The organism is Amycolatopsis sp. NPDC104587 (assembly GCF_055583645.1).
This window is the reverse complement of sequence record NZ_JBVJNO010000004.1, coordinates 301,663-317,041: the sequence shown is the minus strand read 5'-3', so window position 1 is coordinate 317,041 and position 15,379 is coordinate 301,663. Positions and strand designations below refer to the sequence as shown.

Sequence of the window (15,379 nt, the reverse complement as noted above, 5' to 3'; positions counted from 1 at the left end):
ACTTCGCCGGGTGGGATGTCCGGTTCCGCCCTCGCGCGGGTGAGCCCGCGCACGGTACCGTTGTGCTGCTCACCCTGCGGGCGGCCCGGGAGGCTACTGAATGAACCGGCTGGTGCGCGGCGAAGACGGCCGCGACTGGGTGGTCCGTGCCCAGATGGAATGGCGTGCCCCGGCCACGGCCGACGACTTCGAGCACGACGTCGCCGGCAGCTACGGCCCCGGCATCGCGATGATCGTGGTCACCGCGCTGCTGGCCGTGATCCTCGTGGTGTGGACGCCGGACCAGGTCAACGTCCCGGCGTGGGTGTTGCTGGCGCTGTTGCTGGTGATGCTGTTCTTCCCGTTGCGGTGGATCCTGCGCCGGCCGTGGACGGTGGTCGCGGAGACCGAGGGTGACGTGACCGGCGACCGGCCGTCCGAGCGCTGGGTCGGCACCATCCGCGGCATGTTCACCGTGCAGGGTGAGGTCAAGAAGATCTCGAAGACCATCCAGCGCCACTCGCTGCCCGACTTCGACGGGCCCCTGCACCCGGTCGAGTAACCGGTACCGGAATTCGGCCGAAGGGGTGAAACTGGGGACATGCCCGAGCTACCCGAGGTCGAAGCGCTGGCCCACCACCTGCGTGAGAACGCCGTCGGCCAGACGATCTTCCGCATCGATGTCGCATCGCTGAGCGTGCTGAAGACGGCGACCCCGCCGTGGACCGACCTGCACGGCCGCGAGATCACCGGCGCGACCCGGCACGGCAAGCACCTCGACGTCGTCGCCGGTGACCTGCACCTGGTCGTCCACCTGGCCCGCGCGGGCTGGCTGCGCTGGTCCGACGGCCTGGCCCCGGCGCCGCTCAAGCCGGGCAAGGGCCCGATCTCGCTGCGCGTCCACCTCGAGTCCGCCACCGGGCCCGGCTTCGACCTCACCGAAGCGGGCACGAAGAAGGGCCTCGCGGTGTGGATCGTCAAGGACCCGCAGGAGATCTCGAGCGTCGCCCGCCTCGGCCCGGACGCGCTGGCCGTCGACGCCGCACAGCTGCGGGAGCTGTTCGCCGGGAAGAACACGCGGCTGAAGTGGGCGCTCACCGACCAGTCCCTGATCGCCGGCATCGGCAACGCCTACTCCGACGAGATCATGCACCGCGCGAAGCTCTCGCCGTACGCCACGATCGGCAAGCTCGACGACGGCGCGCTGGAAACCCTCGCCGAGGCGATCCACGAGATCGAGTCCGACGCCGTCGAGCGATCGGTGGGCCAGAAGGCCGCGCGGCTGAAGGGGGAGAAGCGCTCGGGCCTGCGGGTGCACGCCCGCACCGGCCTGCCGTGCCCGGTCTGCGGCGACACGATCCGCGAGATCTCCTTCGCCGACAAGTCGTTCCAGTACTGCCCGACCTGCCAGACGGGCGGCAAGCCGCTGGCCGACCGCCGGATGTCGCGGTTGCTGAAGTAGTCAGCAGAAGACCGCCACCAGCGGCTGCTCGGTCGTCGACGGCACCGGCACGCGGCCCTCGGCCTCGGCCCGGATGTCGAAGGCGGTGGCGACCAGGGTGAGCTGGAGCCGCCCGTCGGTCATCGAGACGCTCAGGTAACCCGGGCCCGCGCCGGTGTTCCCCCAGACCGTCCGGCCGCAGGGCAGCGTCAGCTTCTCGACGCCCAGCTCCTGGCCGACGAGTTCGGCCTGCTCGGCTGGTCGCAGCAGCCGGCCGGCGAAGAGCGCCCGGTGGAACGCGGCCAGGTCGTCGACGGTCGACACCATCGCGCCCGCCGTCCAGTCGTAGGACGGGCTCAGGGTCGTCCAGTCGACGCCGTCGAGGTCGTAACCGTGCAGGTGCGGGCCGGTCAGGTAGGGCGAGGTCAGCGGGAACGACGTGTGCGCGAGCCCGAGCGGCCGCAGGATCCGCGCGGCGATCTCGGCGCGGACGTCGTGGCCGGTGACCCGTTCGACCAGCTGCCCCAGCACGAGGTAGCCGGTGTTCGAGTACTCGTGCTTCCCGGGCGGCGACGGCGGCGTCCGCAGGGCGAGCCGGATGACCTCGCCGGGGGTGTAGACGTACCCGCGGTCACCGGCGAAGTAGGGCGCGAACAGCGTGCTGTCGGCCGGGTCGTGGATCCCGCTCGTGTGGCCGAGCAGCTGCCGCGGCGTCACCGGCGGCACGCCCGGCAGCCCGACGGGCGCGTCGAGGTCCAGCCGGCCCTCCCCGGCCAGCTGCAGCACGACCACCGCCGTGAACGCCTTCGTGTTGCTGGCGATCCGCCACCGCTGCCCGGCCGCCGCGGGCTCCCCGGTCCGCGTGTCCGCGACCCCTGCCGCGTAGTGCGCGACCCGGTCGCCGTCGCGGTGGTACGCGACGGCGGCCGGGTATCCCCCCTCGGACACGAGCGTGGTCACGGCGTCACGCACCGGATTCCCCCGTTCGGCCGCACGTGCTGGGCCGGCCGCCCCTGCCGTCGTCACCAGCACCGCGAGCACCCCGGCCGCGAACCCCCGAAACCGCACTCTTCCTGCCCCTTTCCCCCGAGCCCGTGGAACAGCACAAGCCTTCCGCGCGTTGCGCACGGTGACCATGCGGACAGCCACCCGACGCTTAGTAGGGTCGTCCCCACCCTCGGTCGTCACGTTTGAACAGAAAGTGGGATCAGGCCTTGCACCCGGTTGATCGAGCGCAGAGCATGGACGCCGTGTCCGGGTTTCCGCTTGCGCAGGTCGTCCCCTGGGGGGTCGCGGTCCTGCTCGGCATCGTGGTGATCGTGCTGCTGGTCAAACTGCGCAAGCCGGCCAGCGTGGTGGAGGACGCCATGCTCCAGGCCGTCCACCGGATGTCGAAGGCGGCGCCGAACCTCCGCTCCGGCCTGGACGAGGACGCCGCCGACAAGATCACCACGCAGCTGCTGCAGATGCTCGACTGCGTCGCGGTCGGCATCACCGACAGCGAGGGCACGCTCCTGTCGTGGGACGGCGAGGCGAACGAGCACTACGTCGACCTCGTCGACGCGATCGGCGCCTCGATCCGCAAGCACCGGCGTGAGGTCGTCGCGCACGACCGGATGCCCTGCAACCACCGCGGCACCTGCCGGATGAAGACGGCGGTGATCGTGCCGCTGCTGGTGGAGGGCGAGACCGAGGCGGCGCTGATCGTCGTCGGCCGCACCCGCGGGCGCCTGGTGCAGATGGCCGACGCGGTCGCGCAGTTCGTCTGCACCCAGTTCGAGCTGTCGCGGCTCGACGAGTCGAAGCAGCAGCTGCAGCAGGCCGAGATCAAGGCGCTGCGCGCGCAGATCTCGCCGCACTTCGTCTACAACGCGCTGAACACGATCTCCGCGCTGATCCGCACGGACCCCGAAGAGGCGCGAGAGCTGCTTCAGGACTTCGCGGACTTCACGCGCTACTCGTTCCGGACGTCGGGCATGTTCACCTCGCTCGCCGAGGAGCTGCGCAACATCGACCGCTACCTGACCATCGAGAACGCCCGCTTCGGCGGCCGGCTCGAGGTACGGATGAAGATCGCGCCCGAGGTGCTCAGTGTGGTCGTGCCGTTCCTGATCATCCAGCCGCTGGTGGAGAACGCGGTCAAGCACGGCCTGGCCAGCAAGCCCAGCGGCGGCTGCGTCACGGTGATCGCGCAGGACTACGGCACCGAGGCGCTGATCAGCGTCGAGGACGACGGCATCGGCATGGACCCGCGGCGGCTCAACGAGCTCAAGAGCGCCCACCGCACCGGCGCGCACGTCGGGCTCGGCAACATCAACCAGCGCATGCAGCAGGTGTTCGGCGGCGACTACGCGGTGATGGTCGAGACCGCGCCCGGCGCCGGCATGAAGGTGACGCTCCGGGTGCCGAAGTTCGTCCCCGGCGTCCGCCCGAACATGCCGGACTACAGCTCGGACACCGAGGCCGAGGTCCCGTCGCAGGGCGGCCCGGCCCAGCTCAACGGCGCCGAGGTCAACGGCGTCAACGGCACCCGGTCCGGCATCCTCCCCATGGGCTGAATCCGGCTAGCCTGGAGTTATGAGCGTTACGGACAAGCTGGCTTCGCGGATCCCGGTGCTCGCCGACCGGGTCGAGCGCAAGGACGTCGTCGCCGTGGTGAAGCTGCACGGCGTGATCACGCCGTCGCCGTCCCCGCTGGCCAGGGGCGCGATCAACCTGGCCACGGTGGAGTCGGCGCTGACCAGGGCGTTCGCCCACGACCGGCTCAAGGCGGTCGCGCTGCTGATCAACTCGCCGGGCGGCGCCCCGACGCAGTCCGGCCTGGTCGCCGAGCGGATCCGGCAGCTGGCCGACGAGAAGAAGGTGCCGGTCCTGGCGTTCTGCGAGGACGTCGCCGCGTCCGGCGGGTACTGGCTGGCCTGCGCGGCGGACGAGATCTTCGCCCACCGCACGTCGATGGTCGGCTCGATCGGCGTTATCAGCGGCGGCTTCGGCTTCACGGGGCTGCTGGAGCGCTTCGGCATCGAGCGCCGCCTCCACACGGCGGGCGCGAACAAGTCGCGCCTCGACCCGTTCTCGCCGGAGAAGCCCGAAGACGTCGAGTGGCTGAAGAAGATGCACACCCAGCTCCACGACCTGTTCGTGAGCTGGGTGAAGGACCGCCGCGGCGACCGCCTGACCGCCACCGAAGACCTCTTCACCGGCGACGTCTGGCTCGGCGCGAAGGCCGAGGAGCTGGGCCTGATCGACGGCCTCGGCAGCCTCCGGCAGATCATCACCCAGCGCTACCCGGACGCGGAGATCTCGGTCGCCGAGCCGAAGCGCCCCCTGCTGGCCCGTCTGGGCGTCGGCGCCCCGGCGGCGGCATCGGCCCTGCTGGACGCGGTGACGCACAAGGCGGCCTGGTCCCGCTTCGGCCTCTGAGCGAGTTCCAGCCGATCAAACCGAGCAGAAGCCTTGCGAAGACTTCTGAAAAAGTTCAGAATTGAGCCATGGCCACCACAGAGGTGCAGTGGAGCGAGCTGCAGCGTGATCCCAAGAGCGTCGCTGCGCTCGCCGACGTGGGTGACGTCAGGGTTCGCCGCCGTGATGGTGCGGCCCTGCTGCTGACCAGGGAAGATCGCGCGCACTCGGCTTCGGAGGGATCGGTTGCGGCTGCGCGTGCGCTGCGCAACGTGCTGGCTCACCTGCCGCGGGACGTGGCCGCGATGGCGCTTCTCGACGAGTTCCCGTGGGTCGACGTCCTGCCCGAAGCGGAGCAGGCGCAGTTCGTGCACGACTTCGCGCGCGCTTTCCAGGCTTCCGCTGAACTGGGGCAATGGTCGGTCCTCGCGCAGACGATCACCGAGTGGCGCAGCACCGCTGCCATTTACGCCGATCCCGTGCTGGCTGGAAAGCTCAGCGGTCCGATCGACGAGGACTTCGGTCCCGTTCCGGGCCCCGCGGACGGCTGAGCGATGCCCGCAAAGCGCGGTGACCGCGTTGCGCCGCCGGCCCGGCCTGGTGGCTGGGAGGCCCGCTTCGCGACCTCCGAGGCGGCGAAGGGCTGGGAAGCCCTGCCTTCGCGACGCGCGAGATCGGTGGCCAGGTGCTTGAGCAGTGGCAGTACGAGGTGACTGGGGGCGGCCGGATCTGGTACTGCCCCGACCCTGGCCGCCGGATCGTCTGGGTGGTCTTGGCGAGCACCGGACACCCGAAAGCAACCGAGTAGCGCGCCGATCCGCTCCGGCGTCGTCGAGGTCTGTTCTCCTAAGTGAATCGGCGCTAGGCTATGTGAATCAGCGCTAGGCAAGGGAGCGGTGGATGCACCTCACGCAGACCCTCCACCAGGCCGTGCAGCAGGGGCCCGACCGCCCGATGACCGAGTACGGCGACCGCGTCCGGACCGTCGGCGAGGTCGCCGGGCGCGTCGCGCGGTTCGCCGGGGCGCTCAAGGAGCTCGGCGTCGGCGCCGGTGACCGCGTCGGGATCCTCGCCCTCAACTCCGACCGCTACCACGAGTACCTCCTCGCGACGCCGTGGGCGAACGCCGTGCTCAACCCGATCAACATCCGCTGGAGCCCGGCGGAGATCGCCTACTCACTCACCGAGTCCGGCACGCGCGTGCTGCTCGTCGACGACGCCTTCGTCCCGATGGTCCCGAAGCTGGGAGACGGCCTGACCACGGTCATCCACATCGGCGAAGCCCCGACGCCGGACGGCATGCTCGGGTACGAGGACCTCGTCGCCGGTGCCGACCCGGTCGAGGACGCGCGCCGCGGTGGGGACGACCTGCTCGGCGTCTACTACACCGGCGGCACCACGGGCACGCCGAAAGGCGTCATGCTCAGCCACCGCAACCTGCTGACGTCGGCGCTGGGCAGCCTCGCGACCGGCCGCTTCCTCACCGCGCGCGGCAAGCTGCTGCACGCCGCGCCGATGTTCCACCTGGCCGATGGCGCCGCGTGGGCGGCCGGGCAGCTCGTCGGCTCGACGCACGTGATCGTCCCGATGTTCACCCCGGCCGGCGTGCTCGAGGCGATCAGCACCCGGCGGCCGACCGACACGCTGCTGGTGCCGACCATGATCCAGCTGCTCGTCGACCACCCGGACGTCCCGCAGCACGACCTGACGTCGATGAACCACGTCGTCTACGGCGCCTCGCCGATCTCGGAGGCCGTGCTGGAACGCGCGCGGAAGGTGTTCCCCGGCGCGGGTTTCGTCCAGGCGTACGGCATGACCGAGCTCTCGCCGGTCGCGACGCTGCTCTCGTCGGAAGACCACGACGACCCCGCGCTGCGCCGGGCCGCCGGCCGCGCGGCGCCGCACGCCGAGGTCCGGATCGTCGATCCGGACGACGTCGAGGTGCCGCGGGGGACCGTCGGCGAGATCGTCTGCCGAGGTGACCACGTCATGCTCGGCTACTGGAACCGGCCGGAGGAGACGGCGACGGCGTTGCGCGGCGGCTGGATGCACACCGGCGACGGCGGGTACATGGACGAGCGCGGGTACGTCTTCGTCGTCGACCGGATCAAGGACATGATCGTGTCCGGCGGCGAGAACGTGTACTCGGCCGAGGTGGAGAACGCCCTGGCGAAGCATCCGGCCGTGGCCGCGTGCGCGGTGATCGGGGTGCCGGACGAGCACTGGGGCGAGCGGGTGCACGCTGTGGTCGTGCTGCTTGAAGACCGTGAAGCGACCGAAGACGAGCTGCGCGACTTCTGCCGCGAAGCGATCGCCGGGTACAAGGTGCCCCGCACCTTCGAGTTCACCGACGCGCTCCCGATGTCCGGCGCGGGCAAGATCCTCAAGCGCGAGCTGCGGAAGCGGCACTGGACCGGCGGCGACCGCGGGGTCCACTGAGTTGTCCGCACCCGCCCGCGGCACCCGGCCGCGCAACCGCCGCGCGTTGATCGTCGCCGCGGCCGCGGAGATGTTCGTCCGCCGCGGGTACCCGCACGTCCTGATGGGCGACATCGCCGAGGCCGTCGCGATCGGGCCGTCCGCGCTGTACCGGCACTTCCGCGGCAAGCAGGAGCTGCTCGCCGAGGTCGTCGAAGACGCCTTGCGCGCGCTCGACGTCGGCGACCTCGCCGAGCTGGCGACCGGGGTGCTCGACCGGCGCGACGCCGGGGTCCTGTGGCAGCGCGAGTCCCGGCACCTCGACCCGGCCGAACGCCACCGCGTCGGCGAACCGCTGCGGCAGCTGGCGCGGCAGCTCGCCGGCCGGCTCCGGGACCGGCGCCCGGAGCTGACCGCCGACCAGGCCGGCTTGCTGGCCTGGTCGGTGCTCGCGGTGCTGGTCAGCGTCTCGTTCCAGCGGGTCGGGCTGCCGCGTCCGGCCTACGACGAGCTGATGACGTCGCTGGCGGCAACGGTCGCCTCGGTCGCCCTCCCGGACCTGGGTGAGCGCACCGCGGAACCGGTCGCCGAGCCCGCGAACCGGCGAGAGCTGCTGCTGGCGACCGCGACCCGGCTGTTCGCCGAGCGCGGTTTCCACAGCGTCGGCATCGAGGAGGTGGGCGCGGCCGCCGGGATCGCGGGGCCGAGCGTCTACCACCACTTCGAGAGCAAGTCCGAACTGCTGATGACGGCCCTGCGCGCCGGGGCCGACGCGCTCGGCGAGGGCCTGCGGACGGCGTCGCTGCCCGGGCTGCTGCGGTCGTACACGAGGTATTCGCTGGCCCATCGGCACGTGGTCGACCTGCTGATCACCGAGGTCGGGCTGCTGCCGGAACCCGAGCGGCACGCCCTTCGTCGCACCCAGCGCGAGTACGTCGAAGCGTGGGTCGAACGGCTCCCGGACCTCGACGCGGGCCCGGCGCGGGTTCGGGTCCAGGCCGTCCTCACGGTGGTCAACGACGTCGCCCGGACCCCGCACCTGCGTACGCTGCCGGGCATCGAAGACGCGCTGCTCGCCATCGGGTCGGCCCTGCTCGGTCTGTCCGGTTCGGGTAGTTCCGGGCAGGCTTTGTGACCCGGATCACTCTTCCCTGGTAACGGGTCTGGCGATCTTCCCCGGTCGGGAGGTCCCCTTGTCACGGGCTTTGTTGCGATCGGCAACAAATCCGGACGACGAGGAGGTCGTACCCGATGCCCCACTCCCGAAGATTCGCCATCGGCGCGGTGCTCGGCGCCGCGCTCATCGCGGTTCCGCTGACCCTGCCCGCCGCCGCGTCCATCCCGCCGCCCGACTCGGGCTGGACCACGGTCTTCGCCGACGACTTCACCGGCGGCGCGGGCAGCCTGCCGTCCGGCTCGAACTGGATCATCGACACCGGCCACGCCTACCCCGGCGGCCCCGGCAACTGGGGCACCGGCGAGATCCAGAACTACACGGCGAGCACGTCGAACCTCTCCCAGGACGGCGCCGGCAACCTCCGCATCACGCCGTTGCGCGACGGCGCGGGCAACTGGACGTCGGCGCGCGTCGAAACCCAGCGCACCGACTTCAAGCCGCCGGCGGGCGGGGTCATGCGGATCGAAAGCCGGATCCAGATGCCGAACGTCACCGGCGCCGCCGCGCTCGGCTACTGGCCTGCGTTCTGGGCCCTCGGCGGCCCCTACCGCGGCAACTGGTGGAACTGGCCCGCCGTCGGCGAGTTCGACATCATGGAGAACGTCAACGGGATCAACTCCGTCTGGGGCGTCCTGCACTGCGGCGTCAACCCGGGCGGCCCGTGCAACGAGACCACCGGCATCGTGGCCAACCGCGCCTGCCCCGGCAGCAGCTGCCAGTCGGCCTTCCACACCTACCGCTTCGAATGGGACGCGAGCGTCAGCCCGCAGGTGTTCCGCTGGTTCGTCGACGGGCAGCAGTTCCACTCGGTGAGCCAGAACCAGGTCGACGCGACCACGTGGGCGAACATGACCAGCCACCAGGGTTACTTCGTGCTGCTGAACGTCGCGATCGGCGGCGCGTTCCCCAACAACAACTCCGGCACGACCACGCCGGGGCCGGGGATCGTGCCGGGCCGCCCGATGGTCGTCGACTACGTCACGGTGTCCACGCGCGGCTCCGGCGGCGGCACCACCACACCGCCGACCACGACCACCACTCCGCCGCCCGGGAGCGGAGGCAGCGCGTACAGCACGATCCAGGCCGAGTCGTACTCGCAGCAGAACGGCCTGGCCAAGCAGACGACCAGCGACACCGGCGGCGGCCAGAGCATCGGGCCGGCGGGCAACGGCGACTGGGCGCTCTACCCGGGTGTCGACTTCGGGAGCTCCGCCGCGACAAACTTCCAGGCGCGCGTGGCGTCCGGCGCGGCCGGCGGTGTCAGCGGGCTGGTCGAAGTGCGGCTCGACAGCCTGTCCAACGCCCCGATCGGCAGTTTCGCCGTCGGGAACACCGGTGGCTGGCAGAGCTGGCGGACCGTGCCCGCGAACATCAGCGGTGTCACCGGCGTGCACAATGTGTACCTGACCTTCACAAGCGGCCAGCCCGCCGACTTCGTGAACCTCAACTGGTTCACCTTCGTGCATTGAGACGAGGGACCCGCGGCCCCCTGGCCGCGGGTCTCCCCACTTCAGGCGGACGGGGGCTGGACATTGCACTCGGCAATGGGCAGGATGCGTTTCACTGTGAGTGCTCACGATGACACCCGGAAGCTCGTGGTCCTGGCTGTGGACGACGAGCCGAAAGGGCTTGACGAACTCGTCCACTGCCTGACACACAGCCCGCACGTGGCGAAGGTGTTCCCGGCGATCGACGCGTCGGAAGCGCTGCGCATCCTCTCGACCGACGACCCGAGGCTGCGCGAGCGCAAGGACCGCGGCCTGCCGATCGTCGACGCCGTCTTCGCCGACATCGACATGCCCGGCCTGTCCGGCATGGAGATGTCCCGCGTCTTCGCCGCGCTGCGCCCGTCGCCCGCCCTGGTGTTCGTCACCGGGCACGCGGAAGAGGCGGTCAACGCCTTCGACCTCGGCGCGCTCGACTACGTCCTCAAGCCGTACCAGCAGGACCGCCTCGACCGCGCGATCACGCGCGTGATCGACAAGCTGGCCTCCGCCGCGGCGCCCCCGCCCGGCGCGCTGGGCGGCGAGCCGGGCGTGAAGAACGACGACGAGGTCATCCCGGTCGAGCTGGCCGGCACCACCAAGCTCATCCCGCGCTCGTCGGTTCGCTGGGTCGAGGCGCAGGGTGACTACGCGCGGCTGTTCACCACCGAAGGCAGCCACCTGGTCCGGATCCCGCTGGCCCAGCTCGAGGAACGCTGGGAGAAGGCCGGGTTCGTCCGGATCCACCGGTCGTTCCTGGTCGCGCTGCCGCTGATCACCGAGCTGCGGATGGGCCAAGGCGGCTACCAGGTCGTGATCGGCAACGAGGAGAAGGTGCTGCCGGTGAGCCGGCGGCACACCCGCGCGCTGAAGGACCGGCTGGTCGGTTCGGGCCGGAACGGCTGAGCCGGGCCCGGTCATGACCGACGACTTCTACGAGCGCCGCGCGAACGGCGTGCGCGAACCGGATCCCACGCTCGGCCGGCGCGCCCGCGAACGACTGCCGCAGCCGACCGACCGGGCCGTCGTCGAGTCGCTCCCGCCGGCGCCGGACGAAGAAGCGCCGAAACCGGAGCACCACGCCCGGCCCAAGCGGGAACGGGTGATCCTCAACGACCCGCGGCGCGGCGCCGGCACCCTGCGCGCTCGCGTCGAGCTGGAAGAGCAGACCAGCTGGGGAAAACTGCTGGTGCGCGACCACCTGGTGAAGGTGCAGCTGCGGACGGCGTTGCTGTTGTCGCTGCTCGTCGTCGTCGTGTTCGGCTCGCTGCCGGTGCTGTTCTACCTGGTGCCCGGGTTCTCCGGGCTGAGCCTGGCCGGCATCCCGGTGGCGTGGCTGATCCTCGGCGTGCTGCCGTTCCCGTTCCTGTTCGGCGTCGGCATCTGGTACAACCGGCTGGCCGAGCGCAACGAACGCGCGTTCGTGGACATGATCGAAAACTAGCTCCGCACGACTCGTGCGAGGATTCCTCCCGTGCAGCTGAACCCGTGGGCGTTGACCGGCATCGTGCTGGTCGCCGTGGTGACCTTCTACCTCGGTCACCGCTCCTCGCGTTCGGCCACGAGCACCCACGACTTCCTGGTCGCGCGGCGCACGGTCCGGTCCCGGCGCAACGCGGCCGCGATCTCCGGTGAGTACCTGTCCGCGGCGTCGTTCCTCGGTATCGCCGGCATCGTACTCAAGGACGGCGCCGACGCGCTGTGGTTCCCGATCGGCTTCACCGCGGGTTACCTCGCGCTGATGCTCTTCGTCGCCGCGCCGCTGCGCCGCTCCGGCGCGTACACGCTGCCGGACTTCCTGGAGATGCGCCTCGGCTCGATCGGCCTGCGCCGGTTCTCGACGGCGTTCGTCGTGTTCATCGGGATCCTCTACATGGTCCCGCAGCTGCAGGGCGCCGGCCTGACCCTGGCGACGATCCTGCCGGTGCCGGTGTGGGCGGGCGCGATCGCGGTGATGGTCGTGGTGGCGTTCAACGTGATCGCCGGCGGCATGCGCGCGATCACCGTCGTCCAGGCGTTCCAGTACTGGCTCAAGCTGTTCGCGATCTCGGTGCCCGCTTTCGCGCTGTGCATGGTCTTCTTCACCGGCGGCGGCCCGGACGGTTTCCGCCCGCTCGGTGTGGCCGCGCCGCCCGTGTTCGTCACCGACACCACTGTGGACGTCCAAACCGACGTCACGCTGCACGTCACTTCGGACACCTTCCTGTACGCCTACGGCCGCACGGACAACGGTCCGGCGGCCGGGCCGACGCACTGGACCCCGCTGGCGCCGCACACGGTTTCCGAAGGCACGAAGCTGAAGTTCCTGGCGGGGACGCCGGTGCCGGTGGTCAGCGACGCGATCGCGAACAACGAAAGCTGGCTGCACCCGGGGTCGGGCAGCCTCACCGACCTGCTCCAGACGTACTCGCTGATGTTCGCGACGTTCCTCGGCACGATGGGCCTGCCGCACGTGCTGGTCCGCTTCTACACCAACCCCGACGGCAAGGCCGCGCGCCGCACCACCGTGCACGTCCTGCTGCTGCTCGGGTTGTTCTACCTCTTCCCGACGCTGCTGGGCGCGCTGTCCCGGATGTACGTCCCGGAGCTGCTCGTCACCGGCAAGACGGACGCGGCGATCCTGCGGCTGCCCTCGGCGATCCTGCCGGGGATCGGCGGGCAGCTGCTCGGCGCGGTGACCGCCGCGGGCGCGTTCGCCGCGTTCCTGTCGAGCACGTCCGGGCTGCTGGTGAGCGTCGCCGGGGTCGTGTCGACCGACCTGCTGCCCGGCCGGGTGCGCGACTTCCGCGTGGCGACCGGGCTGGTCGCGCTGTTCCCGATCGGGCTCGCGGTCGCGCTGCGGCCGGAGGACATCTCGCTGTCGATCGGGCTGACGTTCGCGCTCGCGGCGTCGACGTTCAGCCCGTTGCTGGTGCTGGGCATCTGGTGGCGCAAGCTGTCCTGGCCGGGGGCGCTGGCGGGGATGTTCGTCGGCGGCGCGCTGGTGCTGGCGGCGCTGGTGGTCAACGTCGTGAGCGGCTACACCGGCGGCTGGGCGCCGTGGTTCGTCACCCAGCCGGCGCTGATCACCGTGCCGGCCGCGTTCGTGACGACGTACTTGGTCAGCCGGGTGACCGGCTACGGCCGGCCGGAGCACGTGCACGACATCATGCTGCGGCTGCACGCGCCCGATCCGCTCGGGTTCATGCGGGACAGGGCGGTCGCCCGATTCGGACAAGCAGAAGAAAAGACGCGAATCGCCGGCCGGGGTCGGCACCGCAAGTAATGCGCTGACAGTCTGTAAGAAAGTGATACCCGATCGAGGGATTACGAATTACACCTTCGACCCATAAGTTCCGTTGGTTTCTACCAGCACGAACAACGGGAAGGTGGAGATCCGCCGTGAGCAGCACCGAACAAGACGTCGGTGGCGCGGAGCCGCAAACCGACTGGGAGAGGGTCCAGGGGAGTCCCGAATTCGCGGACCTCCGGCGTCGGTTGCGGTCGTTCGTGTTCCCGATGACCGCGCTGTTCCTGCTCTGGTACCTGCTGTACGTCCTGCTCGCCGACTACGCGCACGGCTTCATGAGCACGAAGCTGTTCGGGAACATCACCGTCGGCCTGGTCTTCGGGCTGCTGCAGTTCGTCTCGACGTTCGTCATCACCTGGCTGTACGTGCGCTACGCCAACCGGAAGCTCGACCCGGTGGCCGACGAGATCCGTGCCCGGATCGAAGGGGAGCCCGGCAAATGAGCCTCGCCGCGGGGGTGGAGGGCAGCAACTCCACCCTGAACATCATCATCTTCCTGGTCTTCGTCGCGATCACGCTGGTGATCGTGTTCCGGGCCAGCCGCAACACGAAGACGGCGTCGGACTACTACGCCGCCGGGCGTGCGTTCACCGGTCCCCAGAACGGCATCGCGATTTCCGGTGACTACCTCTCGGCGGCGTCGTTCCTCGGTATCGCGGGCGCCATCGCGATCAACGGTTACGACGGGTTCCTCTATTCGATCGGGTTCCTGGTCGCGTGGCTCGTCGCGCTGCTGCTGGTCGCGGAGCTGCTGCGCAACACCGGCAAGTTCACGATGGGCGACGTGCTGGCGTTCCGGATGAAACAGCGCCCGGTGCGCGCGGCCGCCGCCGTTTCGACGCTCGCCGTTTCGTTCTTCTACCTGCTGGCGCAGATGGCAGGCGCCGGTGGCCTGGTCAACCTGCTGCTGGGCATCGAAGGCGAGGTGGGGCAGGACGTCGTGATCGCCGTGGTCGGCGTGATCATGATCCTGTACGTGCTGATCGGCGGCATGAAGGGCACCACCTGGGTGCAGATCATCAAGGCGGCGCTGCTGATCGTCGGCGCGTTCGCGATGACGCTGTGGGTGCTGGGGAAGTACGGCTTCAACTTGTCCGACCTGTTCCAGGCCGCCGTCGACAAGGGCGGCAAGGGCGGCGCGGCGCTGCTCGACCCGGGCAAGCAGTACGGCAAGACCGGCACGACGAAGCTCGACTTCCTGTCGCTGGGCGTCGCGCTGGTCCTCGGCACGGCCGGCCTGCCGCACGTCCTGATGCGCTTCTACACCGTGCCGACGGCGAAGGACGCGCGCCGCTCGGTGGTCTGGGCCATCGTCCTGATCGGCGTGTTCTACCTGTTCACGCTGGTGCTCGGCTACGGCGCGGGCGCGATCGTCGGGCCGGACAAGATCGCGAAGGCGCCGGGCACGACGAACTCGGCGGCCCCGCTGCTGGCGCTCGAGCTCGGCGGCCCGGTGCTGCTCGGGTTCATCTCGGCGGTCGCGTTCGCGACGATCCTCGCGGTGGTGGCGGGCCTGACGATCACGGCGTCGGCGTCGTTCGCGCACGACGTCTACGCCAACGTGATCAAGAAGGGCCAGGTCTCGACCGGCGGCGAGGTTCGCGTCGCCCGCGTCACGGCGCTGGTGATCGGCGCGGTGGCCATCGCGGGCGGCATCCTGGCGAAGAGCCAGAACGTGGCGTTCCTGGTCGCGTTGGCGTTCGCGGTCGCGGCGTCGGCGAACCTGCCGACGATCCTGTATTCGCTGTTCTGGAAGCGGTTCAACACCCAGGGCGCGCTCTGGTCGATCTACGGCGGCCTGGTCGTCACGATCGTGCTGATCGTCTTCTCGCCGGCAGTCTCGGGCAAGCCGATCGACGCGAAGACGGGCAAGAGCGCGTCGATGATCCAGGGTGTCGACTTCCACTGGTTCCCGCTGGACAACCCGGGCCTGGTCTCGATCCCGGCGGCGTTCCTGCTCGGCTGGCTCGGCACGGTCCTGTCGAAGGAGCGGAACCCGAAGAAGTACGCGGAGATGGAGGTCCGCGCCCTGACCGGAGCGGGCGCCGAGAAGGCCGTCACGCACTGACCCGGCCGGGGGGGGGGGGGGGGGCGGGGGGGAACCACCGCCCCCGCGGTCCCCCCCCCCAACCGGCGGGGCCCCCTAATCCGAAAGGGTCCCCCTTTTTCCCTCCTCCGCATGCGCCCTC

Annotated in this window: 14 protein-coding genes; 13 read left to right on the top strand and 1 reads right to left on the bottom strand. The window is 70.3% G+C overall.

Annotated elements, in window-relative coordinates:
* Window positions 1–100 precede the first annotated feature (100 nt).
* Together ACZ61C_RS13370 and ACZ61C_RS13365 are read left to right on the top strand one after the other, a co-directional pair.
* Window positions 101–541 (top strand): DUF983 domain-containing protein, encoded by a 441-nt coding sequence (locus ACZ61C_RS13370; RefSeq protein ID WP_465306239.1) that lies wholly within the window; start codon window positions 101–103, stop codon window positions 539–541.
* A 39-nt stretch (window positions 542–580) separates the two neighbouring features.
* Entirely contained in the window at window positions 581–1,441 is an 861-nt protein-coding gene (locus ACZ61C_RS13365) for an Fpg/Nei family DNA glycosylase (RefSeq protein ID WP_465306237.1), read from the top strand.
* Here ACZ61C_RS13365 and ACZ61C_RS13360 read toward each other — a convergent pair whose 3' ends face one another.
* A complete protein-coding gene (locus ACZ61C_RS13360; protein ID WP_465306235.1) occupies window positions 1,442–2,488 on the bottom strand; it encodes a serine hydrolase domain-containing protein in 1,047 nt (348 codons plus the stop codon).
* A 173-nt stretch (window positions 2,489–2,661) separates the two neighbouring features.
* On the opposite strand from ACZ61C_RS13360, the gene ACZ61C_RS13355 reads away from it, so the two are divergent.
* From ACZ61C_RS13355 to ACZ61C_RS13305, 11 genes are all read left to right on the top strand, one after another.
* On the top strand, window positions 2,662–3,978 hold the full coding sequence (locus tag ACZ61C_RS13355) for a sensor histidine kinase (protein WP_465306233.1): 1,317 nt from the start codon (window positions 2,662–2,664) through the stop codon (window positions 3,976–3,978).
* 19 nt (window positions 3,979–3,997) lie between these two features.
* Window positions 3,998–4,843, top strand: a complete 846-nt coding sequence (locus ACZ61C_RS13350; protein ID WP_465306231.1) for a S49 family peptidase — start codon at window positions 3,998–4,000, stop codon at window positions 4,841–4,843.
* 68 nt (window positions 4,844–4,911) lie between these two features.
* Complete coding sequence (locus ACZ61C_RS13345) at window positions 4,912–5,373, top strand: hypothetical protein (RefSeq protein WP_465306229.1); 462 nt, start codon at window positions 4,912–4,914, stop codon at window positions 5,371–5,373.
* 349 nt (window positions 5,374–5,722) lie between these two features.
* Window positions 5,723–7,261: an acyl-CoA synthetase gene (locus tag ACZ61C_RS13340; protein ID WP_465306227.1), complete on the top strand. Its 1,539-nt coding sequence runs from the start codon at window positions 5,723–5,725 to the stop codon at window positions 7,259–7,261.
* A gap of 1 nt (window position 7,262) precedes the next feature.
* Window positions 7,263–8,375 (top strand): TetR/AcrR family transcriptional regulator, encoded by a 1,113-nt coding sequence (locus ACZ61C_RS13335; protein ID WP_465306225.1) that lies wholly within the window; start codon window positions 7,263–7,265, stop codon window positions 8,373–8,375.
* Window positions 8,376–8,491: 116 nt separating this feature from the next.
* Entirely contained in the window at window positions 8,492–9,886 is a 1,395-nt protein-coding gene (locus ACZ61C_RS13330; protein WP_465306223.1) for a carbohydrate-binding protein, read from the top strand.
* Between the two features lie 84 nt (window positions 9,887–9,970).
* On the top strand, window positions 9,971–10,807 hold the full coding sequence (locus ACZ61C_RS13325) for a LytR/AlgR family response regulator transcription factor (RefSeq protein WP_465306221.1): 837 nt from the start codon (window positions 9,971–9,973) through the stop codon (window positions 10,805–10,807).
* Window positions 10,808–10,820: 13 nt separating this feature from the next.
* Window positions 10,821–11,345, top strand: coding sequence for a hypothetical protein (locus ACZ61C_RS13320; protein WP_465306218.1), 525 nt, complete (start codon window positions 10,821–10,823; stop codon window positions 11,343–11,345).
* A 30-nt stretch (window positions 11,346–11,375) separates the two neighbouring features.
* Window positions 11,376–13,166, top strand: coding sequence for a sodium/solute symporter (locus ACZ61C_RS13315; protein WP_465306216.1), 1,791 nt, complete (start codon window positions 11,376–11,378; stop codon window positions 13,164–13,166).
* A gap of 116 nt (window positions 13,167–13,282) precedes the next feature.
* On the top strand, window positions 13,283–13,633 hold the full coding sequence (locus tag ACZ61C_RS13310; RefSeq protein ID WP_465306214.1) for a DUF485 domain-containing protein: 351 nt from the start codon (window positions 13,283–13,285) through the stop codon (window positions 13,631–13,633).
* On the top strand, window positions 13,630–15,258 hold the full coding sequence (locus tag ACZ61C_RS13305) for a solute symporter family protein (RefSeq protein ID WP_465306212.1): 1,629 nt from the start codon (window positions 13,630–13,632) through the stop codon (window positions 15,256–15,258). The genes ACZ61C_RS13310 and ACZ61C_RS13305 overlap by 4 nt, the downstream gene beginning before the upstream one ends.
* Window positions 15,259–15,379 lie beyond the last annotated feature (121 nt).

Coding starts and splice junctions, on each gene's coding strand:
- ACZ61C_RS13370 (WP_465306239.1), top strand. CDS start 101: ATGAACCGGCTGGTGCGCGGCGAAGACGGCCGCGACTGGGTGGTCCGT.
- ACZ61C_RS13365 (WP_465306237.1), top strand. CDS start 581: ATGCCCGAGCTACCCGAGGTCGAAGCGCTGGCCCACCACCTGCGTGAG.
- ACZ61C_RS13355 (WP_465306233.1), top strand. CDS start 2,662: ATGGACGCCGTGTCCGGGTTTCCGCTTGCGCAGGTCGTCCCCTGGGGG.
- ACZ61C_RS13350 (WP_465306231.1), top strand. CDS start 3,998: ATGAGCGTTACGGACAAGCTGGCTTCGCGGATCCCGGTGCTCGCCGAC.
- ACZ61C_RS13345 (WP_465306229.1), top strand. CDS start 4,912: ATGGCCACCACAGAGGTGCAGTGGAGCGAGCTGCAGCGTGATCCCAAG.
- ACZ61C_RS13340 (WP_465306227.1), top strand. CDS start 5,723: ATGCACCTCACGCAGACCCTCCACCAGGCCGTGCAGCAGGGGCCCGAC.
- ACZ61C_RS13330 (WP_465306223.1), top strand. CDS start 8,492: ATGCCCCACTCCCGAAGATTCGCCATCGGCGCGGTGCTCGGCGCCGCG.
- ACZ61C_RS13325 (WP_465306221.1), top strand. CDS start 9,971: ATGCGTTTCACTGTGAGTGCTCACGATGACACCCGGAAGCTCGTGGTC.
- ACZ61C_RS13320 (WP_465306218.1), top strand. CDS start 10,821: ATGACCGACGACTTCTACGAGCGCCGCGCGAACGGCGTGCGCGAACCG.
- ACZ61C_RS13305 (WP_465306212.1), top strand. CDS start 13,630: ATGAGCCTCGCCGCGGGGGTGGAGGGCAGCAACTCCACCCTGAACATC.